Genomic DNA, 24,892 nt, shown 5'->3' with positions numbered 1-24,892 from the left:
CATTTAAAAAAGATGAGCCCTAATGCAAATGGCTTATTTCTAAAAGGCTAATTCAATTTGGAATCTGAATTTAAACTGATTTTCAGCTAAAGGAAAGTCATCATAAGAAAAGTCCGTTTGCACTTTTAGGCTATGTCCCACAATGTACCTTGACAAACCCAAAGTATACTCTTTCTCTTCATTGATAGCAGAGTAGTTTAAATCATCAGGTTTGATAGTTGAGAAGCGACCGGCTATTTCGAAATTATTTTTAAACAGATAACCTGCTTGAGCTACTAATCCGGTACCAGTTCCGAACCCTGCAATATTGTCTTCACCTTGTCGATCAATATACTCACTCATTATTGAGAGCCCTTTTAATTTAAACATAGCATCAACTATAACTGTTGACAGATTGTTGTTAATGAGATTGTTTTGAGCACCCAAAACATCAGAACCTAATTGACCTCTTGACCTTGAGGCGCCATCATTGTAGTCATAAGTAGCACCTATAGACAATTTGGGTGTAGTCTCTCTTTTTAAATCAGATCCAAAATAGTCTCCATTACTCGTGAACTCGCCAAATGGCAGGTATTCTAGCCTTCCTGTATAGTTGTAGCCTCCAACATTTGGGCTGGTAGGATTCCTTCCTTCACCCATCGAAATTGATAAAATCTGCTTGAAAATACCATTACCAATCATATCTTCATGGTGCAATTGAATACCTACATCTCTATCAAGGTTAAATCTTGCATTGACATTGCTCCTGTCAACAAACTGAAGTTTTTGTGATGAAATAACCCTTTCTCTATTGCCCGGCAGTTTAGTCTGGCCAAACCACAAGGTCCAGTTTTTATTAAAATGATATTTGAGTACAGCATCAAGAATGATTCTAGGCTGTTGGTCTCCTATGTCTCTATTTGACAGCCCAATTTCTATTTTATAAACAAGTCTCGGGTTGTAGACATAACCATCAAATTTCAGCCTCCATCTTCTTATCGATAGTTGCTCAGTGTAATTCTTTGAATCTTCAGTGTAGGTAGCCTCATATAAAGTTTGAAATCTTGCACCAAACTTTAAGCTGAACGAAGAGTCTCTTGCCAGAATAGAAATACCCTTGCCAAATGTATTTGAGGTTATATCTTGAGAAAACGAATAGGATGTTATTGTGAAAAGAAACAGCAAGTAAAGAAATCGCATGTTGTTGCAGTGTTAAATAATTGTTATCACAATATTAACAAAGTCAATCAGAAATCTATGTTGCTTGAGTTAAAATGACGAGAAGTGTCTTGGTAAAAACCTTAATTAAGAAATATAAGGAGAAAGGGTATAACAAAAAACACCAATAAAATATATATAAAAATAGTGAATTTATACCGCTCCGCTATGTGCCCAAATTGGCTGGCTAACCATACCAGAAAATGCCTTAGCACAGGAGAAGACAGATAAAATGCAACGCCAATAATATTAAAAAGCAAATGTGCTATAGCAATGCTAAAGGCTGTTTGTGACTGGTACATTACAGCTATAAAAGCAGTAACTGTAGTCCCAATATTTGCCCCTAAAACGAAAGGCATAACCTTTTTTAAAGAAGTTTTTCCAGTGGCTACTAAAGGCACGATTAAAGAGGTGGTAATTGAACTGGATTGAACCACCGCGGTAGCCAGTGCTCCCCAGCTAAAAGATTGAAAGTTATCGTTAAAAACATACCGCTGAAGTCTGTTTTCAGTTCTTCCAATGATAAAATTATAAATAATTTTAGAAATAATCTTTATTGATATAAAGAGCAAAATAAATGACAATAGTAAGCTTAAAATAGCACTAGGCATCAGCTTATCAAATAATTGAACAAGAGAAGTCAAGTCAAATAGTTTGAATTTGACCGCTGTTGACACGTTATCTACAGCACTTATATTAAGTAGTTCAATAAAGTATTCTGCCGAGTTAGTTAGTAAGCTGTATTTGTATTCTAGTGGAAAAAGAAGAAATACTATTGAAATATTGAATATATCATGGATAACACCAGCCGAAATAGCCCTTTCAAATTCTGATTTTTTTCCAATGTACCCAAGCGCAATGATAGTGCTTGTTATTGTTGTACCAACATTCGCACCCATAATTATTGGTATGGCGTTTTGAAGCGTGATGGATCCGGTTGCCACTGCTGTAACTACCATAGTAGTAGTAGTAGAGCTGCTTTGGATAAGGGCAGTTACTAATAATCCAATAAACAATCCAATGAAAGGATTTGAAGCGGCATTGATAATGGATTTTAATGAATCTTTACTTAGATGCTGAAATGAAGAGCCCATTAGATCCAGAGCAAACAGAAACAGGAACAGGCCAAACAGAAATAATACTGTCTTAGCTATTATTGTTTTATTGTTGTTCGTTATTTGCAAGGAGAAATCCAAAATGGGTTCTTAAAATTTTTGCAAAGCTAGTTGAAAATTGATCTGATTCTATCTTCTGTGTATTAAGCAATTGTTAAGCCTAATGCTCTTAAAATTTATCAAATTCAACTATCTTGTTTTTATGTACGGTTATTTGTCTGTGTATTTTCAGGAATCCTTAACATAAGGATAATCTTGATTTGGATTCTACATTGCTGTCATAAATTTAATTTTACATTTTATTTAATATTTGGCCACATGGAGTTTGGAATTTTTGATGTCATTAGAATCATAGGAGCACTAGGATTCTTCATCTTTGGAATGAAAGTAATGAGTGAATCATTACAGTTGGTAGCAGGGGCAGGAATGAGAAGGGTGCTAGGCACAATGACAACCAATCGCTACACAGGAGTTTTAACTGGTTTTTTGATTACAGCTATACTTCAGTCATCATCAGCGACAACAGTAATGACTGTTTCTTTTGTAAATGCAGGTTTAATATCCCTTGTTGAGTCAGCTGGTGTTATGATGGGAGCTAACATTGGAACAACCATTACTGGTTGGCTCGTTTCTCTTATCGGGTTCAAAGTGAAGATTTCAGCATATGCCTTGCCTATTATTGCTGTAGGTTTTCCTATGTTGTTTTCGTCTAAAGAAAGAAATAAGAAGTGGGGTGAAGTGCTTATTGGTTTTGCTTTACTTTTTATGGGTTTGGGAGAATTAAAGGATGCAGTTCCAGATATTAAGAATAACCCGGAAGTGTTGTCATTTCTTAACGAGTTTACTGATCCTGGCCTTTTAACCAGGTTAATGTTTGTAGGTGTTGGTACGCTCCTTACTGTTATTGTTCAATCGAGTAGTGCCGCAATGACACTGACCATTGTCTTAACAACCCAAGGTCTGCCTTTAGACATAGCAGCAGCTATGGTGTTGGGAGAAAATATTGGAACAACAGTAACTGCTGAGTTGGCATCATTAATTGCTAACGTGCACGCTAAACGGTCGGCAAGAATTCACTCCTTATTTAATTTGATAGGGGTAACCTGGATGGTTATTATTATGCCATATTATCTTGACGGTTTAGAATGGTTTCTAAGCTTGTTTTTCTCAGATGCTGCTTCATCTAACAATTTTGCTCTTGCGGCTTTCCATACTGCGTTTAACCTGACCAATGTTTTATTATTAATAGCATTTGTACCACAATTGGTTTCCCTGGCCACAAAGTCAGTTAAGTCTAAAGGTGACGATGACGAGGAGTTTAAGCTGGAGTACATTTCAAGAGGGGTCGTTTCATCGTCTGAGATTGCTTTAGCAGAAGCTTCAAAGGAGATGTCAAAATTTGGTGAGCTAATTAAAAAGATGTCGGGATGGCTGTTTGAGCTCTCAGAAGAGACAAAAGACAAGAAGATTAATAAGCTGATTGGTAAGATTCAAAAGATGGAGATTTTAACAGATGAACTTGATGAGCAGATCAATAGTTTTATGATTAAAATTTCGGCCTCAAGCTTGAGTGAAAAGAGTTCTGTTGAAATGCGTGGAATGTTAAGTATTTCAAATGATCTGGAACGAGTGGCAGATATAATATTCAGAATGGCGCGCGATCTTGAAAGAAAGCATAAAAGCAAGATTAAATTTAATGATAATCAAAATGAGCAATTGAATAAATTAGCCACTTTGGTTGACGAGGCAGTTGAGATAATGCTAGCTAACCTAAACAAGCCTACCAAAGAAGTTCATCTTGCAGGAGCACTTGAAAAGGAGCAGGAAATAAATAAATATAGAAGCAAGCTGCGCAAGTCTGACTTGAAGGCCGTTGAAAATAAGGACTATGATGTTAAAGCAGGTATTGTATTTAGAGATATCTATAATGGATATGAGAAAATAGGAGATCACCTGATAAACGTTACCGAAGCTATATTAGGCCTTGGTATTAAAGACGAAGAGGATCTTAAAGAATTAGAAGAGACTAACTAATAAAATTAGGAGCTTAGGGAATTGATGGCCAACCAGGCCATCAGCCCTGATCCAATTTCCAAAGCAGATTCATCAATATTAAAAGTAGGGGTATGAACATATGAGGTGATTCCTTTCTCCTCATTCCTAGTCCCTAATCGATAAAAACAAGCCGGTATTTCCTGGGTATAATAAGAGAAATCTTCTGCACCCATCCATAACGGAAGTTCAACAATATTTTCTGGCCCAACATATTCAGATGCAGCTTTTCGAGCTGCTTCCGTAGTTAAGGGATCATTTTCCAAATAGGGGTAACCTTTTGATATAAACACTTCACAGCTTCCACCCATTCCTTCGGCAATGCTTTGTGCCATTTTAGTTATTTTCTTGTGGGCTTCTGCTCGCCATTCCTCGTTCATGGCCCTAAAGGTGCCATCAACCTTTACTTCATCAGGAATTATGTTTGTGGCACCATTGGCGATAACTTTACCAAAGGATAAGACGGTGGGTGTCTTAGGGCTTGCGTTTCTACTAATAATCTGCTGTAGTGCCACTAATATATGGGCAGTAATTAGAACAGGGTCCACCGCTAATTCTGGTATTGCACCATGACCTCCTTTACCTTTTACAGTCAGATAAATTTCATCGCAACTGGCCATATACATGCCAGATCTGAATCCTATTTTACCCACAGGGATCAAAGGCATAACATGCTGCCCTAAAATGCTTGATGGATCAGGATTTTTTAATGCACCATCTTTAATCATCAACGAAGCACCGCCAGGATTTTTTTCTTCGCCTGGTTGAAATATGAGTTTAATAGTTCCTTCAAACTCATTTCTAAGCTCATGCAATATTTTGCATGTTCCCAGTAAAGAGGCAGTATGAGCGTCATGACCACAGGCATGCATCACGCCTTCATTTTTTGATTTGTAAGGAACATCATTAGCTTCAGTTATAGGTAGGGCATCCATGTCAGCACGAAGTGCTATCACCTTTTTAGTAGGATTTTTTCCTTCTATTACAGCGGTAAGCCCAGTTTCAGCTACCCCTTCTTTAGGCTCAATGCCAATGTCTCTTAGCTGTTCGGCAACATATTTGGCCGTGTTGTATTCCTGATAAGAAAGTTCAGGATTGGCATGTATGTGCCTTCTGATATTAATAACATCAGACGCATATTTCTTCGCTAATTTCTTTACCTTATCTATCAAACTATTTGATGTAAATTCTTTCCGGAATAATAATGGTTGATGAAAACTTCTTTTTTAACCTGGAGTAGGTTTTTTGAGCTTCCAACCTCGAATAAAACTGACCTACTCTCACTTTGAAGTTGGGTTCATCATACTTTAAAGTAGGCGATGATTCAGGAAGAATAGTATATACTTTTCCTCTGGCAATTTTAGCTTCATCACTGCTTGTGCCTGAATATACCTGAACTGTATATCCATCAACATAATTAACATTGTTTTTCAACCGGTCAATGCTATCCAAAACACTGTTCAACTGAGTGGTGACATCAAAAGTTGGGGCAGGGTATGTTTTTGCTTCAACCTCTATTTCAGTATTTGACTGCTCATCATCTTTGGGTATTTCATATCTCTGACGATGAACCGACAAGTCTTCAGAATAAACCTCAACTGATGAAGTACTCGTTGTGGTGCTTGGCGAACAAGCATTAAAAGCAACTATGACAACTAATAAAAGGGGATAACTATATTTCATTATTCTTCTACAAGTACGCATTTTTTACTGTTAATATCCGCTTCAACAGTTTTAAATTTCACATCTTTTTTAAGACTTCCATCCATGTATTGAACGGTCACTCTGTCATTTCTGCCTACGATTTTTTCAGACTTCAAAGGCATGGTTTTTTCAGCAGGAGGTCTGTTAGCTGCTGGTTGGCCACCACCGCTTAATAATGAACGTGATTCTTCCTTCTTCTCATTAAGTTTCTGCTTTCTGGCTTGTCTTGCTTCCTGAACCTGATTAGGATCTTCAACTGGTAAGTCAGCCTTAACAAGGAATGAGATGGTGTCTTCATTCACCTTGGCAATAAACCTTTTAAAGAGCTCAAAACCCTCAAACTTATAGATCAATAAGGGATCCTTTTGCTCATATACAGCATTTTGAACACTTTGCTTTAAGTCATCCATTTCACGTAAATGGTCTTTCCACAATTGATCAATTAATGCTAGTGTAGCCATTTTTTCCATGGCCTTTATTAACTCTTTGTTATCTGTAGCCACACATTTTTTAAGGTTTGCGGCAACGCCAACTTGCTTCTTACCATCTGTAAAGGGCACAAGAATGTTCTCAATAGTAGCTCCTCTTGTCTCTTCAATATTCTTAATAATGGGTAGCGCTCTTTGGGCAATAGCTTCATTTTTACGCTTATAGTGATCGAAAGCTGCAGAGTACAGTTTGTGCGCCAGATCTTCTTCACCAATTGTTTCAAATTCTTCTTGCGAAATATTGAAATCAATACCTAATACGCCAAGTGTTGTAAGCTTAAAGCTATCATAATTATCAGTGCCTTTTGTATTAGCAATGATATCTTCACAGGTATCAAACAACATGTTCATGATGTCAAGCTCCAAGCGTTCACCATAAAGGGCATTTCTTCTACGCTTGTAAATAACCTCCCTTTGAGAGTTCATTACATCATCATACTCAAGTAATCTCTTACGAATACCGAAGTTATTTTCCTCAACTTTAGTCTGTGCGCGCTCAATGGACTTAGTTACCATAGAGTGGGAAATAACCTCGCCTTCCTGAAGGCCAAGTCTATCCATGATCTTAGCAATACGCTCTGGCATGAACATTCTCATTAAGTTATCTTCCAAACTCACAAAGAACTGAGAAGATCCTGGGTCACCTTGTCTACCTGATCTACCTCTAAGTTGTCTGTCAACACGTCTTGATTCGTGGCGCTCTGTACCTATAATTGCCAGTCCGCCCGCAGCTTTTGATTCTGGAGTAAGTTTAATATCTGTTCCCCTACCAGCCATGTTAGTCGCTATTGTCACCGTTCCTGGCTTACCAGCTTCTGCAACAACCTCGGCTTCACGCTGATGTTGCTTGGCATTCAGCACCTGATGGCCAATCTTACGCATGTTCAACATACGGCTTACCAACTCAGAAGTTTCTACTGAGGTGGTACCCACTAACACAGGCCTGCCTTGCTCTGTAAGATTTACAATTTCATCTACAACGGCATTGAATTTTTCCCTAACCGTTTTAAAAACCATGTCCTGTTTGTCATTTCTGGCAATTGGTCTGTGTGTAGGCATTACTACAACATCTAGCTTATAGATTTCCCAGAACTCTCCAGCCTCAGTTTCGGCAGTTCCAGTCATACCAGCAAGCTTGTGGTACATTCTGAAATAGTTCTGTAGTGTGATTGTAGCATATGTCTGCGTAGCATCTTCTACTTTCACATTCTCTTTAGCTTCAATAGCCTGATGCAATCCGTCTGAATATCTACGGCCTTCCATAACACGGCCAGTCTGCTCATCTACAATCATGACCTTGCCATCTACAATGATGTATTCGGTGTCTTTTTCGAAAAGTGTATAGGCTTTTAGAAGCTGGTTGATAGAATGTATCCTTTGGGATTTTATTGAGTAATCTTTGATTAACTCATCCTTCTGCTTGACCTTTTCCTCATCACTTAAAGTCTCATCTTTTTCCAAATTGGCAATTTCAACACCAATATCTGGCAATATAAAGAAGCTACTGTCTTCACCATCTTTTGTAATAAGATCAAGGCCTCTTTCTGTAAGCTCAATGCTATTATGTTTCTCGTCAATAGTAAAATACAATGGCTCATCAGCTTCAGGCATCATTTTCTGATTGTCCTGTAAATAGTAGTTCTCTGTTTTTTGAAGTATCTGGCGAGTACCTGTTTCACTCAAATATTTGATCAAAGGCTTATGCTTTGGCAGACCTCTAAATGCTCTGAACAAAGCTAGCCCACCATCTTTCTCATCTTTTTCACCAATTTGCTTTTTGGCATCTATTAAAAATTGCTGAACTACTTTCTTTTGTGCTTCAACAAGTCGGGCTATCCTCGGTTTAAGATCATAAAACTCATGCTCATCACCTCTTGGTACCGGACCAGAAATGATTAATGGAGTTCTGGCTTCATCAATTAAAACTGAGTCAACTTCATCAATCATAGCGAAATGGTGCTTCGGCTGTACCAGGTCACCAATCTCTCGAGACATGTTGTCACGTAAATAATCAAAGCCAAATTCGTTATTTGTACCGTACGTAATATCGCAATTGTAGGCTTGTTTTCTTCCATCAGAATTTGGCTCGTATCTATCAATACAATCAATAGTTAACTCATGAAATTCGAAGATTGGAGCCATCCATTGGCTATCCCTTTTGGCTAGGTAGTCGTTAACTGTTACAACATGAACGCCACGTTTTGCCAAAGCATTAAGGAAAGCGGGCAGTGTCGCAACCAATGTTTTACCTTCACCTGTAGCCATCTCAGCAATCTTTCCCTGGTGGAGTACAATTCCACCAATCAACTGCTCATCATAGTGGAGCATGTCCCATTTTACCTCTGTGCCTGCCGCTAACCATGTGTTGTGCCATAAAGCCACTTCACCATCAATTTCTACATTCGATTTTTTTGAAGCTATGGTTTTGTCATGAAGTGTGGCTGTCACTTTTAACGTTTCATTGTCTTTAAACCTACGCGCAGTTTCTTTAACAATAGCGAAAGCCTGGGGAAGTACTTTCATCAGTACATCTTCAAGTTCTTTATTACGCTTTTCTTCCAGTTTGTCAATTTCATTGAAGACATCTTCTTTTTCATTGATTCCAAGATCTGGATTGTCTTCAATTTGCTGATGTAAAGCTGCAATTTCATCATCAATTGACTTTAGGTATTCATCTATCTGAGCTCGTACACTTCTTGTTTTGCCTCTTAATTCTTCATCTGTAATGGTATTGAGTTTTGCATATTCGCTGTTAATCTCCCCCACAATCGGCATGATAGCTTTAATGTCTTTGTCAGACTTTGTGCCGAATACTTTCGCAATAAATTTTAACATAACAGTTAGCTTTTTCTATATTTTAAGACCCTAAAGTTAAGGTCTTTTTTATAATTATTTAGATTTCAATCTATATCAATAGTGCCGGAAAAAACCTCTTTGGCAGGCCCTATCAGATAGATTTCAGTAAATTCAGAAGTACTATTTTTTTCAAACTCTACACTTAAGTTTCCACCTTTTGTGGAAACACGAATAGGACTTACCAGCCCTTTTTCTGTTGATGCAAGAGCAGAGGCCGTGACGCCAGTGCCACAAGACAAAGTTTCATTTTCAACACCTCTTTCATAAGTGCGGACAAAAATGGAATTGTCTTCCTTTACTTCAACAAAGTTTACATTGATGCCTTTGGCTTTAAAAGTATCGCTATACCTGATTGACCTTCCTGCTTCTACCACATTGCAATTGTTTACCTCATTTGTAAACACCATCAAATGCGGTGAGCCAGTATCAACAAATGTACCATCGGCCAAATGACTGACATTTTGTACGTTGCTCATTTTCAACCTCACTTCTTTGTTGTCAAGAATTTCGGCCTCGTGCAGGCCATCATAAGCCATGAAAGTGGTGTGGTTGTCTAAAAGGCCCAATTTGTGAGCAAAGTTAACAGCACAGCGGCTGCCATTTCCGCAAAGGCTCTGACTGCCATCAGGATTATAAAATACCATTTCGAAGTCAGATGTGTCATGCTTTTGAATCAGGATTAGTCCATCAGATCCTATTCCAAACTTTCGGTCACATAATTTCTGGGCAAGCTCAATTGAAGCCTTAACAATCCCATCTCTATTATCAATTAAGATGAAGTCGTTTCCCGTGGCCTGGTATTTATAGAATGGTACTGGTGTCATTGCTTTAAAACAAATAAGTCCCGTACTATGTCGGGACTTATGAATATCAAATTTATTAATTTTTATTTCACTTCTTCAAAATCGACATATTCACCACCTTTAAAGTCACTATTGGATTTCTTCGATCCATCTTTTGGCATATAGTCAACTTTAACGTTGCCTCCAGAAGGCTGGCGCTGTGTATGTGATTGATGTGTGTTTCTGTTTACCGCAGATCCGCCAAGGATTACCCTGAAGAAAAATCCAAGACCTTTGATAAACACATATCCTACAATAAAAACTATTAAAAGGAACTTAAGCATAATAATCTTTTTGTACTATAAACTTATCTACTTAAATATAGGTTTCGTTCAGAGTAAATTTTCATAAAATAATCGTCCATCAAATCATCAATGAAATAGATAGACTCTCCGGTAGATTTCATCTCAGGACCTAATTCCTTATTTACATTAGGGAATTTATTGAATGAGAATACAGGTTCCTTTATGGCATATCCAGATTTCACAGGATTGAATTTAAAGTCTTTCACTTTCTTCTCCCCAAGCATCACTTTAACAGCATAGTTTACATAAGGCTCCTGATATGCTTTACATATAAAAGGCACCGTTCTGGATGCTCTCGGGTTGGCCTCAATAATGTAAACTTTGTCATCTTTGATGGCAAACTGAATGTTGATCAACCCTACTGTTCTAAGCGCTAAGGCAATTTTCTTAGTGTAAGTTTCAATTTGCTTCACAATGAGGTCGCCCAAATTGTAAGGAGGAAGTACTGCATAAGAGTCTCCTGAATGTATACCTGCCGGCTCTATGTGCTGCATGATCCCAATGATATAAACATCTTCACCATCGCAGATGGCATCGGCTTCAGCTTCAATGGCCCCGCTAAGGAAATGATCTAAAAGAACTTTGTTTCCCGGTATCTTCTTTAGTATATCAATAATGTGTGATTCAAGCTCTTGCTCGTTGATCACAATTTTCATACTCTGGCCACCAAGTACATACGAAGGCCTAACCAGTAGTGGAAACCCAATGTCTTTTGACAGCTCTATGGCAGTTTCAGCATCTTCAGCCACACCAAACTGAGGGTAAGGAATATCGTTATCCTTCAATAGTGAAGAAAAGCTTCCTCTGTCTTCAGCAAGGTCAAGTGCATCATAAGAAGTTCCTAGTATTTTAATGCCATATTTCTCCAGCTTTTCAGCCAGCTTAAGTGCTGTTTGTCCACCTAACTGAACAATTACACCCTCTGGTTTCTCATGCTGAATGATCTCATAAATGTGCTCCCAGAATACAGGCTCAAAATAAAGTTTGTCGGCAACATCAAAATCAGTAGATACGGTTTCAGGATTACAGTTGATCATGATAGTTTCATAACCACATTCTTTTGCTGCAAGAATGCCATGCACGCAAGAGTAGTCAAACTCTATACCTTGGCCAATTCTATTTGGACCAGAACCAAGAACAATAATTTTCTTCCTATCAGATACTATTGATTCGTTCTCCGTGTCAAATGCTGAATAGTAGTAGGGCGTTTTAGCTTCAAACTCAGCAGCACAGGTATCAACAAGTTTATAAACCCTGTTGATTCCAAACTCCTTACGTTTGCTAAACACTTCACTTTCCCAGCACTTCATTAAGTGACCTAACTGACGGTCAGCATAACCTTTTTCCTTTGCAGTTCTAAGCAGGTCTGCAGGAATAGTATCTATTTTAAACTTCTCGATTTCGTTTTCAAGAAGAATCAATTCTTCAATTTGTGTTAAGAACCATTTGTCAATCTTTGTCAGATTTTGAATGGTCTTAAATGGGATACCTAGTTTGAAGGCATCATAAATATGAAACAACCTGTCCCAACTAGGGTGCTCTAAAGAGTATAATATCTCGGCTTGTTTGGTAAGTTCCTTACCGTCAGCACCAAGGCCATTTCTTTTAATTTCTAAAGACTGACAAGCTTTTTGCAGTGCTTCCTGGAAGTTTCTTCCAATACCCATTACCTCACCAACAGACTTCATTTGAAGACCAAGCTTTCTGTCAGAACCTTCGAATTTATCAAAGTTCCAACGAGGTATCTTAACTATTACATAGTCAAGTGCAGGCTCGAAGAACGCAGAGGTTGTACCAGTAATAGCATTATCAAGCTCATGAAGGTTATATCCAATAGCGAGTTTAGCGGCTATTTTAGCAATAGGATAACCCGTTGCTTTTGATGCTAAAGCAGATGACCTTGATACCCTTGGGTTAATCTCGATACCAATGATTTCATCAGTTTGTGGATTAACAGAGAACTGCACATTACAACCACCGGCAAACATCCCGATGGCATTCATCATTCTTTTCGCCAGGTTACGCATTTCCTGATAAACAGTATCAGGCAATGTCATGGCAGGAGCTACTGTAATAGAATCTCCAGTGTGAACCCCCATTGGGTCAAAGTTCTCAATAGAACAAATGATGATGATGTTACCAAGATTGTCTCTCAATAACTCAAGCTCATATTCTTTCCAGCCCAAAATACTTTGTTCAACAAGTACTTCATGGATTGGAGAGGTTTGCAGGCCGTGATTTAGTGCTTTATCAAACTCTTCAGGAGTATTAACAAAACCACCTCCAGAACCTCCAAGTGTATACGATGGACGGATTACAAGTGGAAAGCCAATTTCCTGCGCTATTTCTTTTCCTTTAAGAAAAGAAGTAGCAGTGTCACCTTTACATACATTGACCCCAATCTCAATCATTTTGAGTCTGAACTTCTCTCTATCTTCTGTGGTGTCAATGGCGGCTATATCAACACCAATGATCTTAACCCCAAATTGATCCCAAATTCCAGCTTTATCACAATCAATAGCAAGGTTAAGCGCTGTTTGTCCACCCATAGTTGGCAATACAGCATCTATGTTATGCTTTTGAAGGATTTCTTTGATTGACGCTTTGGTCAAAGGTTTCAAATAAACATGATCCGCTGTAACAGGATCTGTCATGATTGTTGCTGGATTGGAATTGATAAGAATTACTTCAATTCCTTCTTCTCTTAACGACCTTGCGGCTTGTGAACCAGCATAGTCAAACTCGCAAGCTTGACCAATAACTATTGGCCCGCTTCCAATGATTAGTATAGAACGGATACTACGATCTCTCGGCATGAATTAGTGGTTGAAAAACGATGAAATAAATGACTTGTGCTCAAATTGGCACAAAGGTATATCATAACCAATGAGAATCAAAGCAATGAAAAGAGTTATGAGCCTTAGGGTTTGAAATTACTTCATTCTGAATCAGGTATAATTTTCTTGACCTTCTGTCGGTCAGTGGAAGCATCTATCATCTTGAGCCAGCTTACCTGCTCACCTGACTTTACTGATTCATAAAAATAGGATTCTTCAACAACCACAAGTTTACACTTACCGAGCTCATAACGCAGTACATCTACTAAGTCACCGACAACGAGTGGATTGTCATCAATATCAGTAAGCTGAGGGAGTTTTTCTTTTTTCTTTTTTTTGAAAAGTCCGAACATCATTTATTTTAAATACCTAGACAATAATAATAAAAATTATTGCTTTTCAGTATTCTGTTAAAGTCTTCTTAGCAATGTGATAATAACATTTAAGACTTAGGATGGTTTCGCTTTTGGTATTACTACTTGCTATCTGATGTTCCTGAAAGATATTATTTAGGGAAAGGTGCTGATCTAGCTTTTCAAAAATTTTCTCTTGAATATACCCGAAACATGCGAAAGTCACCGATAATAAGATCAGGCTTGTAAGCTTGTAGTGTTTCCTATAGAAATGCATAGCACTTAAAGATACGGCCTCTTTATTTGGCAGTTTGGGGAAGAAGACAGAAGTATAATTTTGAGGGTTAAATAGATATTATTTAAAGACGAATAACAGTTTAATTTTGTCCTTCAAAAACGATATCAAACTCTACTCTTCTGTTTTGTGCCCTTCCTTCAACAGTGGCATTGTCAGCCACGGGCTTAGTTTCACCATAACCGATAGCGTCCAGCCTGGCATCTTCGATACCATGATCAATCAAATACTTTTTAGTAGCCTGAGCTCTTTTGTGTGATAGTATCAGGTTTGTATCGTCATTGCCCTGATCATCGGTATGGCCTGAGATTCTGAGCATATAATCTTTATTATTGACCATTACCTCTACTACTTTATCTAAAATAGGATAGGATGTAGGACGAATGATGTCACTGGCAGTTTCAAATTCAATTCCCTTTAAGGCTTCCCTGAGTACTTCTTTTGTTGCCTCAGTGATTTCTGGACAGCCATTGTTTTCCGCAACACCTGCAAGCCGTGGACAATCATCATACTTGTCAATGATAGAATCCCCATCAGTATCGGGGCAACCTTTGGTAGCAGCTGAGCCGGCAAGAGTCGGGCATTCATCATCTCCATCTAAAACACCATCATCATCGCTATCATTTTCAACAGGGGGAGTCCAGTTGGTCGATAGAATTTTCATTTCAATTCTGTCATTGATATCAGTATTGGGCTTAAAGCCAATTCGTTCTGAGTTGATGAAAGGAACTGTATTTCCATATGCTTTGGCTACTAATCTGTTCGGATGGATGCCCTTATCAACAAAATATTTGATTACAGCATTCGCCCTTCCTTCTGATAAAATCAGATTTTCCGTGGCTGTTCTTTTTTGCGCTGTATGACCAGCAATCTCAACTTTCAGTGTAGGGTTATTTTGTAGTATTTTGCTAAACCTGTCTAATTCCAGAAAAGCATCTTGGGAAAATATTGTGTCACTGGCCTCAAAAAATATGTTGTGAATATCTACCTGCTGCCCTTCTTCGATAGGTACTAACGCAAGGTCACTTTCAAACTCTGCATATTCAGTTACATTGGACATGTCCCTATACTGCACCACTCCTATAAACCCGGGTTTCACCGCCAGATATTCATATATTGTTCCCCTTGGAAGAATTATTTTATAGTCACCACGGCCGGAACTAGACTCAGCAGATCCTTCTTGCTTTCTTACGGGTAGGTTGATAAAAGAAATTTCTGCAGCTTCAGGGCCTTTGGTTTTTTTATTATAAACGGTACCAGATATTAATAGAACGGGGTCCGGTCTGAAGCGGTAAGGTAATGTAACCTTGAAAATATCTTTAGAATTTTCAATGGCCGTTTTTGTTGAAACAAAATAAGCGAAATTACCGGAAGCTGGTATGCTGTAATACCCTTCAAATTCATCGGAGTTGACTTCTGGTCCAAGATTTACCGGCTTTGACCATTTCTGCCATGTGTCATCCAGTCTTTTTGAATAATAAATATCACTGCTACCTTCTCCTTTAAAACCCATTGAAGCAAAGAACAATGTTTTATCATCTGCAGCCAGAAATGGTGAAAATTCAGCTTCTGTGGTATTGATGTCAACTCCTAAATTCATAGGTGCAGACCAATGTGTTTCGTCAATTTTAGTACTCACATACAAATCCTGGTCGCCTATGCCATCTTCCCGCTCCACTGCCATAAGCAAGTGCTGACCATTGTTAGACATGTAGTAGTCAACAAAATCATTGTTGTTATAAAAGTTATCAATGGTCACTTTTTTAGGGTAACCCCACTGATTGCCGCTTTTTTTACTGATTGAAGCTCCGCTTGTTACAGAGCCATTGGGCTCATAAGCATTGATAATCAATAATGAATTTCCATCAAGGCCAACTGAGTTTACTCCGTTGGGGTGTTTGTCATTTAGAGGGAAACCGATATTAACACCTGTAGACCAATTGCCATCTGTGAAAAAAGAATAATAAATGTCCTGGTCATCCTTTTCTCCTTTGAAGTTATCAGGGTAATTCTGTCTGGCGAAATATAGTATTTTACCATCAGGCGATATTATAGGCTTAGACTCATTGTATGCCGTATTGATATTGGGGCCAAGATTTTCCTTAATGATTTCTTGTCCTAAAGATGGTAAAGCAATAACAGCAAGGAAAAAGCAAAAATATCTAAGCATAAAATGATTAATTATTTTGGCTTGCAAACTTCTCTACTTCTTCCCAAACACGGAAGACATTTTTGCTACATATTTTTTCAATGTCCGCATCAGTATAACCTCTTTTCAACAGCTCAAATATCAGATTTGGAAATGCAGACACATCTTTAAGACCAATAGGAAGAGTATCTCCCACACCATCATAGTCGGAACCAAATCCCACATGATCGATTCCCGCTATTTTTACTACATGGTCAATATGATCAGCCACTTTCTTAACATCAGTGAATAATGGGTTTTCGGCAGTGTATCGTTGTACATAGTTATAAGAAGCAGTATCCGTAGGGTCTTTTTCATAAGCATCTACATAATCGCTAATGTGATCTGAAACTTCTCTTGATTTAGCATCAAGAAATGTAGAACCAAAGTTTATTTGAATAACACCACCTTTTTCAGCAAGAAGTTTAATCATGTCATCTGACATATTTCTTTCAAAACCAGGGGTGAAATGTCTGCAAGATGAATGTGAAGCAATGGCCGGAACCTTTGATAATTCCATCACCTGATAAAAAGTGCTGTCAGACACGTGCGAAATATCGACCATTATCCCAACTCTATTCATTTCTTCAACCACTTTTCTGCCAAACTCGCTCAGACCGTTATGTATTCTTTCAGGGTCATAAGAAGAATCGCAGATAAGGTTACATTTTGAATGAGTAAGTGTGATATAGCTGATGCCCCTTTCTTTAAAATAGGCTACGTTCTCAATGTTGTCACCAATAGGGGCACCATTTTCCATACCCATAGGTAATGAGATAATTCCTGCTTCAAAGTTACTTCTCACTTCCGCAGCCGTTTTTGCTACAGCAAATTTATCTGGAAACTTCTCAGCTATGCTTTCCACCATATTTATCAAAGTATCAGCCAGCTCTTTAGCGCCACCCGTCTTTTGTAAACTTGCTGGTATGTAAATAGACATGAAAGGGGCATTCAAACCTCCTTCAACAGCCCTTTTATAATCAAAGTCCCCTTTATCAACACTAAGAATTTCATCACTGTAAGTTTCAATATCAAAACCACTTTCTTTTAATCTGTATGGTAAGTCCACATGCCCGTCAGTAATAATATATTTTTGAGCCAGGCTATCAGCTTTAGCCATTAACTGTTCATCAGTTAATTCTTTTTCAACCACCTGTTCGGCAGGTTTTGGTTGGCATGCTACAATTATAATGGCAAGTAGAAAGCTAATTTTTTTCATATTGATGGATGGTTAAAGATTAGTTTGGAAAGATATATAAATTTGACCTCTTTAAAAACCTGAAAAATGTCCGAATTGCCGCAGTTTACAGTTCAGCAGCTTGCCCTTAGAAATGGGCAGGACAGGGATGAGGTATGGGTGGCATACAAAAGTTTGATTTATGATGTTAGTAAATCGAGGCTTTGGAGGGATGGTAAACACTATGAACATTGGGCCGGGCAGGACTTAACTGATGAGTTGGCAGAGGCACCGCACAATGAAAATGTATTTGACAAATTTGAAGCGATAGGAAGGCTTATTTAACAATCTATGATATTAATAGCAGATAGCGGAAGTACTAAAACGGACTGGCGTCATATTAAAAGGGATGGCAGTATTGTTCAGTACAAAACAGAAGGGCTGAATCCATATTATGAAAGCGAAGGAGAAATTGCCACAATACTTAAAGACTCACTAAGCCCACAGGTGAGTGATGAGGTGGATGAAATTTATTTTTATGGGGCAGGCTGTTCTTCTGAGGGTAATAGAAATGCAATTAAGAATGGCTTGATAAAATTATTTGCAAATGCTAAAATTGAGATCAACCATGACCTGTTAGGTGCGGCACGATCTTTATGTGGCACTGAACCGGGCATCGTCTGTATATTGGGTACGGGTTCCAATTCTTGTTTATACAATGGTGTAGATATTATTGATAATGTCCCGTCCCTGGGGTTTATCTTGGGTGATGAAGGCAGTGGTGCATGGTTGGGCAAGCGGCTTTTAAATGAATATTTTAGTAAATCGATGCCTACTGACGCACAAACTAAGTTTGAGGCTAATTTTGCTTTGAGCAGGGAGGAGGTGCTTTCTAAGGTTTATCAGAGTCATATGCCAAGCCGGTATTTAGCCGCTTATTCAAAGTTCATTTTTGAAAACATCAATGACCCTTATTTTTATGGAATTGTGAAAGAAGGCTTTGAGTTGTTTTACAGAAAGACAGTGATGAACTATGAAAACTTTGAAAAAGTTACTGTTCACTTTACAGGCTCTGTAGCCTATCATTATTCCAACATTCTAAGAAAAGTAGCTTCAGATCTGAACATTCATCTTAAAAATATTGTAGAAAGCCCAATAGCAGGACTAACCTTATTTCATCAGAATAGTATAAGAAAAAATGAAAACAACTGAAACACCTTCCAATTATGATGGTCTTGAGGAGATGTCCGTTCGCGATCTTTTGGTGAATATAAATAATGAAGACAGCACTGTTCCAAAAGCGGTTATGCGTGCTATGCCGCAGATTGAAGCGCTTGTGCCTGAGATAGTGAAGCAGCTGAAAAAGGGCGGCAGACTTTTCTACATTGGTGCTGGTACAAGTGGCAGGTTAGGAGTTTTAGATGCCTCTGAAATACCACCAACATTTGGTATGGCTCATGGAGTAGTTATAGGCATCATTGCCGGAGGTGATGGTGCCATCAGAAAGGCTGTTGAGTTTGCAGAAGACGATACTGAGCAGGCCTGGAAGGATATGTTAGAGCATCAAATTAATCATAAAGATGTGGTCATAGGTCTGGCCGCATCAGGGTCAACACCTTATGTAATAGGTGGGGTCAGTAAGGCTAAGGAACAGGGCCTAATCACCGGTTGTATAACATGCAATAGAAATTCGGATCTGGCTAGAGCTGTTACTTTCCCGATTGAGGTAGTGGTGGGGCCTGAATTTGTAACCGGAAGCACAAGAATGAAGTCAGGAACCGCCCAGAAATTAGTTCTTAATATGATTTCAACGGCCAGCATGATTCAACTTGGCAGGGTTAAAGGAAATAAAATGGTTGACATGCAGCTCAGCAATAACAAGCTGGTAGATCGTGGAGCCCGAATGCTGATGGAGGAACTATGCATTGGCAGGGAAGAAGCTGAGGATTTGCTGAAAAAGCATGGATCGGTGAGACAAGTGATTGAATACATTCGCAATAATGCACGAGATTGAGCCATATTATAATTGGTTAAATATCTACAATCCTGCCGAAGATAATCGTTCACCGTACTTTGGCAAGGAGTACAATTATGACCTTTATACAGAAACTATTTATGGGTATTACATAGATCCTGCCTGGGATTATATTGGTTCTGAAACCCTTTACATCAAAATCCTTTATGCTGACTATGACCTTGGTTATGTCATTATAGAATTTATTGGTGAGTGGAATGATACTATCAATAATGACATTATGCATCTGAAAAGAAACATCATCGATCATTTGCTGTTACAAGGAATAAATAAATTTATTTTGGTTGGTGAAAGTGTTTTTAATTTTCACGGTTCAGGCGATGAATATTATGAGGAGTGGTTTGAAGAAGTGGAGGACATGGACAATTATTCTGAGCCAGGATGGATAGCGGCTGTTAATTTTGCCGATTTTGTAGCTCAGGAGTTTATGAACTTTAATATTGATAGTTATTTGAACATGGGAGGGACACTAAACATTTCCAATTGGCGAACCATGAGGCCGAAACAATTTTGTAAAATGGTGGATAATCTAATTGTAAAACGGTTAAATTGAAAAATCTTTTAAAGCACAATTTATGAAAATCAACAAGTATTTACTCCAGGTTATATTTCTTATTTCTTTATCCCTTTTCACATTTTCATGTAAAGATGATGATGGAGATGTAACCCCAGCCGTTGCCATTGATCGCTTAGATGAAGGCAATAGGCTTTTTGGCAGAGGAGTTAATGAATTAAGGAGTTTGATTGCGCTTAGTGACAATGAAGAACTAAATGAGATAGCTGAATTATTTCAATATGATGTGACCCATTATAAAGTCACTTACAAAACCACCTATTTAGATGAGGAAATAATTGCTTCTGGGCTTGTTACTTTTCCAGAAACTACGGAAGCGATGCCAATGATTAGTTTCCAAAACGGCACAATAGCCAGCAACGCAGAGGCTCCTACAGTAAATACACAAACATTTTTGACATTGAGCAGTGTGGCCAGTGCAGGTTATATTTTTGTCATCCCTGACTACATTGGTTTTGGAGCATCAAGTAACCTTATATCGCCTTATCATAATGCAGAATATGCAGGACGGGCGGTAGTTGATTTAATGCGTGCGGCAAGGGAGCTTGCTTCTCAAGAGGGCTATAACTTTAGTGGAGAGGCATTTCTTTCAGGTTATTCCGAAGGAGGGTACGCTACTTTAGCTGCTCACAAAATGATTGAAGAAGAAACTCCGGATGGGTTTGAACTGATAGCATCAGCGCCTTCTTCAGGAGGGTATGATGTTAAAGGTTTCCAGGAATACTTCTTTAGTTTAGATACTTATGATAACCCATTTTATTTGGCTTTTGTAGCCCTTTCATATCAATCTGTGTATGGTTATGATGATCCGTTATCAGATCTTTTTCAGGAACCCTATGCAAGTGCAATCCCGGCTCTTTTTGATGGCTCTAAAAGTGGCTCAGCTATAAATGCTCAATTGACAACGAACATCTCCGAACTCTTGCAGCCTGATATTCTCGTCAATCTTGATACGGATCCTAAATATTCAAATTTTGTAGCAGCACTTGTTGATAATACTATTACCAATTGGATTCCGGTTGCTCCTATTTATATGTACCATGGAACGGCTGACATCACTGTCCCTTATGAGAATTCACTGGATTCAAGAAGTCAATTTATTACTGCCGGAGCTTCTGCTGAGTTGGTTACATTAACTAACCTTGTAGGGGCAGATCATGGTTCCGGGTTTTTGCCTTACCTGGTGGAGGCTGTTAACCTTTTTGAGAGCTTAAAGTAATTGCTTTGGCTAAATGAGTTCAACAAGTGCCGTTCTAGAGATAAGATACTTTCTGCCTGTAGAAATTTCTTGACATACAAAGCGCGTTCTTCTGAGGCTTTCTTTTTTAAAGGCCCTGGCACCAAGTTTAAATGCGGCACCTATTGCTACATCAGAAAGGAATGTGCTATCATTTTCTTCATAAGCATTAAGTGCCTTCATCAAGTGATGATCATTGCAAGAGGAGGCCTTTGGGTTTTTGATGTAGTTAGCCAGTTTTCGCAGTACGTCATCGGGAAAAACAGCAGTAGTCATCATAGGAAGGGTAATACTTTTAAAATTACTTTTCCATTCTGTGCCATGAGGTAATACCTTTCTGCCAAACTGTTTGTAAGTAATTAGGTGTGCTACCTCATGCAGATATGTGATAAGAAACGAATAGCTATTAAGATCGTTATTGACAGTTATCTTATGAGACTTATGCGTAGGATTGTATTTATAATCACCAAGCTTAGTGGCTCTTTTGGCCTTTACCTTAAATATAAATTTGTGTACCTCCCAGAGGTTATAGCAGTAATCAACAGCAGCTTCGGGCACATGAGCCGCTAAAAGTCTAAAGATTTGTGTCTCAGTCAATGAAGTATAAAAAATAGGGCATAAAAAAAGGCTTTAACTTGGTAGAACCAAGATTAAAGCCCTTAAGAAATTTTAAATGATTACTCTGATACTTCAGTAGAATCAGCAGCTTCTTCAGCAGCCTCTTCAACTTCTTCTACCATTTCTTCAGCTTCGTCAGCAGCTTCTTCAACCACTTCTTCTGCATCATCAGCAGCTTCTTCAACTACTTCTTCTGCTGTTGTGTCTTCTTTTGCTTGATTACCACAAGCAACAAATGTTAGAGAAAATCCAACTACTAACAAAAATGCTAATAACTTTTTCATATTTCACAGGTTTTGGTTTTGTAAAGGGCAAATATAGCTACAAATAAAGATACAGATCAAGGGCATGTTATTTTTTTCTGAAAAACAAACGAATAGGGACCCCCTCAAAATCAAAGTGTTTCCTAAGCTTATTCTCCAAATAGCGCTCATATGGTGCCTTTATGTACTGCGGGAGGTTGCAGAAAAATGCAAAAGTTGGCGTATGTATTGGCAACTGAGTGATGTACTTTATTTTGATGTATTTACCTTTTAAGGCTGGAGGAGGATTGTTTTCAATCTCAGGGAGCATTAATTCATTAAGCTTTGAGGTAGGTATTTTCCTTATTCTATTATCATGAACTTCAATGGCTTTCTCAATGGCTTGGAATATTCTTTGCTTCTTAATTACAGAAGTAAATATTATTGGCACATAGTCTAACAAGCCAAGTTTAGACACCAGTTCTTTCTTAAATTTTTCAGCAGTGTTATTTTCCTTTTCAACCAAATCCCACTTGTTGACCATAATGATCATACCCTTGTTGTATTTTTGGGCAAGTCCAATAATACTCATATCCTGACCTTCCAATCCAAGTGTGGCATCAATTAAAAATATACAGACATCACTGTCTTGTAATGCTTGTATTGATCGAAGTACACTATAGAATTCTATATCTTCTTTGACCTTACTTTTTTTCCTAATACCAGCTGTATCAGTAAGGATAAAATCCTTATTGAACATTTTATATCTAGTATTTATGGCATCTCTTGTCGTGCCTGCTTCATCAGTGACTATTGTTCTCTCTTTGCCAAGCAAGGCATTTAGAAATGAAGATTTGCCAACATTTGGCCTGCCTAAAATGGCTATTCGTGGAATCCCTTCTTCAGGATTTTCTATACCTTCATCAAGATGCTCAACTACTTTATCTAAAAGCTCACCAGTTCCGGAACCTGAAGCTGCCGCTATGGGATATACCTCTCCTAAACCAAGCTCATAAAACTCCATGGCCATGTGGGAGCGCTCGGTGGTGTCAGCTTTATTGGCTACAATAAATACTGGCTTTTTTGACGACCTTAACACATTGGCAAAATCTTTATCAAGGTCCGTTAGCCCCGCATAAGAATCGACCATGAATAGTATTACAGTAGCTTCATCAAGGGCCAGCTCAACTTGTTTTCTAATCTCGCTTTCAAATTTATCTTCTGAGCCGGTTACATAACCCCCGGTATCTATGACAGTGAAAAACTTTCCAACCCACTCACCATGGCCGTAATGTCTGTCGCGGGTTACACCGCTCACATCATCCATGATGGCTTTACGCTTCTCTACCAATCGATTAAATAAAGTAGATTTACCCACATTAGGACGACCTACTATTGCTACTATATTTGCCATTTTTTTAGCTTCAGGCGTTAAGCTTCAAGCTTCAAGATATAAGTTTTCCCTACCTCTTGCTGCTTGTTTCTTAGCGCTAATTCTTATATCCGAAATTTTTTAAATTACTATCTGTTTTGCGCCAGTTTTCTGCCACCTTCACGAAGGTCTCTAAATAGATTTGTTTGCCAAAAAACTGCTCCATATCCTTTCGCGCCTCTATACCTACTTTTTTTAGCGCCTCACCCTTGTGCCCAATGATGATTCCTTTCTGACTTTTTCTTTCTACAAAGATTATTGCCCTGATCCTGATGATTTTTTCATCCTCTTTAAACTCTTCAATATCTACTTCTGTACTATAAGGAACCTCCTTTTTGTAGTTGGTAAATATTTTTTCCCTTAAAATCTCCGCTGCAAAAAACCTTTCTGGTTTATCTGTAAGCTGATCTTTAGGAAAATACCCAGGGTGTTCAGGCAGGTTGGTTAATATAGCCTCAAAAACCTTATCAATGTTTTGGCCTTCTAAAGCCGATATCGACAAGAATACATCAGCTTTTACATGCTCTTTCCAATAGGCCATTTTATCTTCAGCCTGGGTGCCTTTTGCCTGATCTATTTTATTTAATATAAAGATGAACGGGACATTTATTTTTTTAAGTATTTCTTCAAATTCTGCATCAAATGTCTCATATATATCAGTAACAAAGAGCACCACATCAGCATCTGACAAGGAAGAGCTGACAAATTTCATCATCGATTTATGCAGTGCATATTCAGGTTTTAATATCCCCGGAGTGTCAGAATAAACTATTTGGAAATCTGAACCACTGAGAATTCCCATTATTCTATGTCGGGTAGTCTGGGCTTTTGAAGTTATAATAGACAGTCTCTCGCCCACCATTTGGTTCATTAGGGTTGATTTGCCCACATTGGGTTTGCCTATTATGCTTACGAAGCCAGCTTTATGTGAGGGAGATTGTTCCAAGTTTAAAAATATATTTTGCGAAGGTACTTGATTTTTAAATTATGATCACTACCTTTGTAATCCTTTTGAAAATGAGGGGAACGAAAGTGGCAAAAGTGCTGCTATAATGAGATAAAAATTACCAAAAATATACCGCGGGGTGGAGCAGTTGGTAGCTCGTTGGGCTCATAACCCAAAGGTCACTGGTTCGAGTCCAGTCCCCGCTACCATCAAAGCCAGTTAACGAAAGTTGCTGGCTTTTTTTATTAAGAATATCCAATATTCATTTATTATTTTGTTTGCTCTATTGTGGATTGTATGACAAGTTTTTAACTTTGCCCTTTTTTAATCCAAATTATTACAATTTTATTTAAAGATTCTGTAGTTCCGAAGTCCATTACCTGGTAAAGGTCACATGGC

At 38.3% G+C, this 24,892-nt stretch carries 21 protein-coding genes and 1 tRNA gene; 7 read left to right on the top strand and 15 right to left on the bottom strand.

Annotated elements, in window-relative coordinates:
- Positions 1-39: 39 nt before the first annotated feature.
- Both RIB54_RS19140 and RIB54_RS19135 read right to left on the bottom strand, forming a co-directional pair.
- Positions 40-1,179 carry a porin gene (locus RIB54_RS19140; RefSeq protein WP_350102395.1) on the bottom strand — a complete coding sequence of 380 codons (1,140 nt, stop codon included), beginning with the start codon at positions 1,177-1,179 and terminating at the stop codon, positions 40-42.
- Between the two features lie 101 nt (positions 1,180-1,280).
- Positions 1,281-2,393 carry a Na/Pi symporter gene (locus RIB54_RS19135; RefSeq protein WP_350070474.1) on the bottom strand — a complete coding sequence of 371 codons (1,113 nt, stop codon included), beginning with the start codon at positions 2,391-2,393 and terminating at the stop codon, positions 1,281-1,283.
- A 237-nt stretch (positions 2,394-2,630) separates the two neighbouring features.
- Between RIB54_RS19135 and RIB54_RS19130 the strand changes: the two genes are divergently transcribed.
- Positions 2,631-4,346 (top strand): Na/Pi cotransporter family protein, encoded by a 1,716-nt coding sequence (locus tag RIB54_RS19130; protein ID WP_350070471.1) that lies wholly within the window; start codon positions 2,631-2,633, stop codon positions 4,344-4,346.
- Between the two features lie 5 nt (positions 4,347-4,351).
- Here the strand turns inward: RIB54_RS19130 and RIB54_RS19125 are convergent, their stop codons facing one another.
- The 9 genes from RIB54_RS19125 to RIB54_RS19085 form a co-directional block, all read right to left on the bottom strand.
- Positions 4,352-5,536: a M20 metallopeptidase family protein gene (locus RIB54_RS19125; protein ID WP_350102394.1), complete on the bottom strand. Its 1,185-nt coding sequence runs from the start codon at positions 5,534-5,536 to the stop codon at positions 4,352-4,354.
- Position 5,537: 1 nt separating this feature from the next.
- The gene (locus tag RIB54_RS19120; RefSeq protein WP_350070465.1) at positions 5,538-6,047 is read right to left on the bottom strand and encodes an SPOR domain-containing protein; all 510 of its coding nucleotides are present in this window, start codon (positions 6,045-6,047) and stop codon (positions 5,538-5,540) included.
- Positions 6,047-9,391: a preprotein translocase subunit SecA gene (gene secA / locus RIB54_RS19115; protein ID WP_350102392.1), complete on the bottom strand. Its 3,345-nt coding sequence runs from the start codon at positions 9,389-9,391 to the stop codon at positions 6,047-6,049. Before secA ends, RIB54_RS19120 begins: the two co-directional genes overlap by 1 nt.
- 65 nt (positions 9,392-9,456) lie before the next feature.
- Complete coding sequence (gene dapF, locus RIB54_RS19110) at positions 9,457-10,236, bottom strand: diaminopimelate epimerase (protein WP_350102391.1); 780 nt, start codon at positions 10,234-10,236, stop codon at positions 9,457-9,459.
- A 62-nt stretch (positions 10,237-10,298) separates the two neighbouring features.
- Positions 10,299-10,538, bottom strand: a complete 240-nt coding sequence (locus tag RIB54_RS19105; RefSeq protein ID WP_350070456.1) for a DUF4834 domain-containing protein — start codon at positions 10,536-10,538, stop codon at positions 10,299-10,301.
- A 23-nt stretch (positions 10,539-10,561) separates the two neighbouring features.
- A complete protein-coding gene (gene carB / locus RIB54_RS19100) occupies positions 10,562-13,375 on the bottom strand; it encodes a carbamoyl-phosphate synthase large subunit (RefSeq protein ID WP_350070453.1) in 2,814 nt (937 codons plus the stop codon).
- Between the two features lie 122 nt (positions 13,376-13,497).
- Complete coding sequence (locus RIB54_RS19095; protein WP_350102390.1) at positions 13,498-13,752, bottom strand: hypothetical protein; 255 nt, start codon at positions 13,750-13,752, stop codon at positions 13,498-13,500.
- A 374-nt stretch (positions 13,753-14,126) separates the two neighbouring features.
- Entirely contained in the window at positions 14,127-16,214 is a 2,088-nt protein-coding gene (locus tag RIB54_RS19090) for an OmpA family protein (protein WP_350102388.1), read from the bottom strand.
- Positions 16,215-16,221: 7 nt separating this feature from the next.
- Entirely contained in the window at positions 16,222-17,451 is a 1,230-nt protein-coding gene (locus tag RIB54_RS19085; protein ID WP_350102387.1) for a dipeptidase, read from the bottom strand.
- A 66-nt stretch (positions 17,452-17,517) separates the two neighbouring features.
- On the opposite strand from RIB54_RS19085, the gene RIB54_RS19080 reads away from it, so the two are divergent.
- The 5 genes from RIB54_RS19080 to RIB54_RS19060 are packed head-to-tail and all read left to right on the top strand — an operon-like array spanning position 17,518 to position 21,237.
- The gene (locus RIB54_RS19080; RefSeq protein ID WP_350102386.1) at positions 17,518-17,754 is read left to right on the top strand and encodes a cytochrome b5 domain-containing protein; all 237 of its coding nucleotides are present in this window, start codon (positions 17,518-17,520) and stop codon (positions 17,752-17,754) included.
- Positions 17,755-17,760: 6 nt separating this feature from the next.
- On the top strand, positions 17,761-18,621 hold the full coding sequence (locus RIB54_RS19075; RefSeq protein WP_350102384.1) for a BadF/BadG/BcrA/BcrD ATPase family protein: 861 nt from the start codon (positions 17,761-17,763) through the stop codon (positions 18,619-18,621).
- Complete coding sequence (murQ, locus tag RIB54_RS19070; RefSeq protein ID WP_350102383.1) at positions 18,608-19,423, top strand: N-acetylmuramic acid 6-phosphate etherase; 816 nt, start codon at positions 18,608-18,610, stop codon at positions 19,421-19,423. Before RIB54_RS19075 ends, murQ begins: the two co-directional genes overlap by 14 nt.
- Positions 19,410-19,997, top strand: coding sequence for a hypothetical protein (locus RIB54_RS19065; protein WP_350102382.1), 588 nt, complete (start codon positions 19,410-19,412; stop codon positions 19,995-19,997). The genes murQ and RIB54_RS19065 overlap by 14 nt, the downstream gene beginning before the upstream one ends.
- A 22-nt stretch (positions 19,998-20,019) precedes the next feature.
- Positions 20,020-21,237: an alpha/beta hydrolase family protein gene (locus RIB54_RS19060; RefSeq protein ID WP_350102381.1), complete on the top strand. Its 1,218-nt coding sequence runs from the start codon at positions 20,020-20,022 to the stop codon at positions 21,235-21,237.
- Positions 21,238-21,246: 9 nt separating this feature from the next.
- Here the strand turns inward: RIB54_RS19060 and RIB54_RS19055 are convergent, their stop codons facing one another.
- The 4 genes from RIB54_RS19055 to era all read right to left on the bottom strand — a co-directional run bounded on the left by RIB54_RS19055 (position 21,247) and on the right by era (position 24,493).
- Complete coding sequence (locus tag RIB54_RS19055; RefSeq protein WP_350102380.1) at positions 21,247-21,852, bottom strand: SprT-like domain-containing protein; 606 nt, start codon at positions 21,850-21,852, stop codon at positions 21,247-21,249.
- An 80-nt stretch (positions 21,853-21,932) separates the two neighbouring features.
- Positions 21,933-22,157: a hypothetical protein gene (locus tag RIB54_RS19050; RefSeq protein ID WP_350070425.1), complete on the bottom strand. Its 225-nt coding sequence runs from the start codon at positions 22,155-22,157 to the stop codon at positions 21,933-21,935.
- A gap of 67 nt (positions 22,158-22,224) precedes the next feature.
- Positions 22,225-23,529, bottom strand: coding sequence for a ribosome biogenesis GTPase Der (gene der / locus RIB54_RS19045; RefSeq protein ID WP_350102379.1), 1,305 nt, complete (start codon positions 23,527-23,529; stop codon positions 22,225-22,227).
- 76 nt (positions 23,530-23,605) lie between these two features.
- Complete coding sequence (era, locus tag RIB54_RS19040; protein WP_350102378.1) at positions 23,606-24,493, bottom strand: GTPase Era; 888 nt, start codon at positions 24,491-24,493, stop codon at positions 23,606-23,608.
- A 133-nt stretch (positions 24,494-24,626) separates the two neighbouring features.
- On the opposite strand from era, the gene RIB54_RS19035 reads away from it, so the two are divergent.
- Positions 24,627-24,702, top strand: a tRNA-Met gene (locus RIB54_RS19035).
- Positions 24,703-24,892 lie beyond the last annotated feature (190 nt).

This window comes from Fulvivirga sp. (assembly GCF_040218215.1).
Lineage (GTDB): Bacteria > Bacteroidota > Bacteroidia > Cytophagales > Cyclobacteriaceae > Fulvivirga.
Note: the sequence above shows the minus strand (reverse complement) of the source record. Positions and strands in the feature narration are given on the sequence as shown.

Coding starts and splice junctions, on each gene's coding strand:
- RIB54_RS19120 (WP_350070465.1), bottom strand. CDS start 6,047: ATGAAATATAGTTATCCCCTTTTATTAGTTGTCATAGTTGCTTTTAAT.
- murQ (WP_350102383.1), top strand. CDS start 18,608: ATGAAAACAACTGAAACACCTTCCAATTATGATGGTCTTGAGGAGATG.
- RIB54_RS19095 (WP_350102390.1), bottom strand. CDS start 13,752: ATGATGTTCGGACTTTTCAAAAAAAAGAAAAAAGAAAAACTCCCTCAG.
- secA (WP_350102392.1), bottom strand. CDS start 9,391: ATGTTAAAATTTATTGCGAAAGTATTCGGCACAAAGTCTGACAAAGAC.
- RIB54_RS19080 (WP_350102386.1), top strand. CDS start 17,518: ATGTCCGAATTGCCGCAGTTTACAGTTCAGCAGCTTGCCCTTAGAAAT.
- RIB54_RS19105 (WP_350070456.1), bottom strand. CDS start 10,538: ATGCTTAAGTTCCTTTTAATAGTTTTTATTGTAGGATATGTGTTTATC.
- RIB54_RS19050 (WP_350070425.1), bottom strand. CDS start 22,157: ATGAAAAAGTTATTAGCATTTTTGTTAGTAGTTGGATTTTCTCTAACA.
- RIB54_RS19140 (WP_350102395.1), bottom strand. CDS start 1,179: ATGCGATTTCTTTACTTGCTGTTTCTTTTCACAATAACATCCTATTCG.
- RIB54_RS19075 (WP_350102384.1), top strand. CDS start 17,761: ATGATATTAATAGCAGATAGCGGAAGTACTAAAACGGACTGGCGTCAT.
- carB (WP_350070453.1), bottom strand. CDS start 13,375: ATGCCGAGAGATCGTAGTATCCGTTCTATACTAATCATTGGAAGCGGG.
- der (WP_350102379.1), bottom strand. CDS start 23,529: ATGGCAAATATAGTAGCAATAGTAGGTCGTCCTAATGTGGGTAAATCT.
- RIB54_RS19065 (WP_350102382.1), top strand. CDS start 19,410: ATGCACGAGATTGAGCCATATTATAATTGGTTAAATATCTACAATCCT.
- RIB54_RS19085 (WP_350102387.1), bottom strand. CDS start 17,451: ATGAAAAAAATTAGCTTTCTACTTGCCATTATAATTGTAGCATGCCAA.
- RIB54_RS19060 (WP_350102381.1), top strand. CDS start 20,020: ATGAAAATCAACAAGTATTTACTCCAGGTTATATTTCTTATTTCTTTA.
- RIB54_RS19090 (WP_350102388.1), bottom strand. CDS start 16,214: ATGCTTAGATATTTTTGCTTTTTCCTTGCTGTTATTGCTTTACCATCT.
- RIB54_RS19130 (WP_350070471.1), top strand. CDS start 2,631: ATGGAGTTTGGAATTTTTGATGTCATTAGAATCATAGGAGCACTAGGA.
- dapF (WP_350102391.1), bottom strand. CDS start 10,236: ATGACACCAGTACCATTCTATAAATACCAGGCCACGGGAAACGACTTC.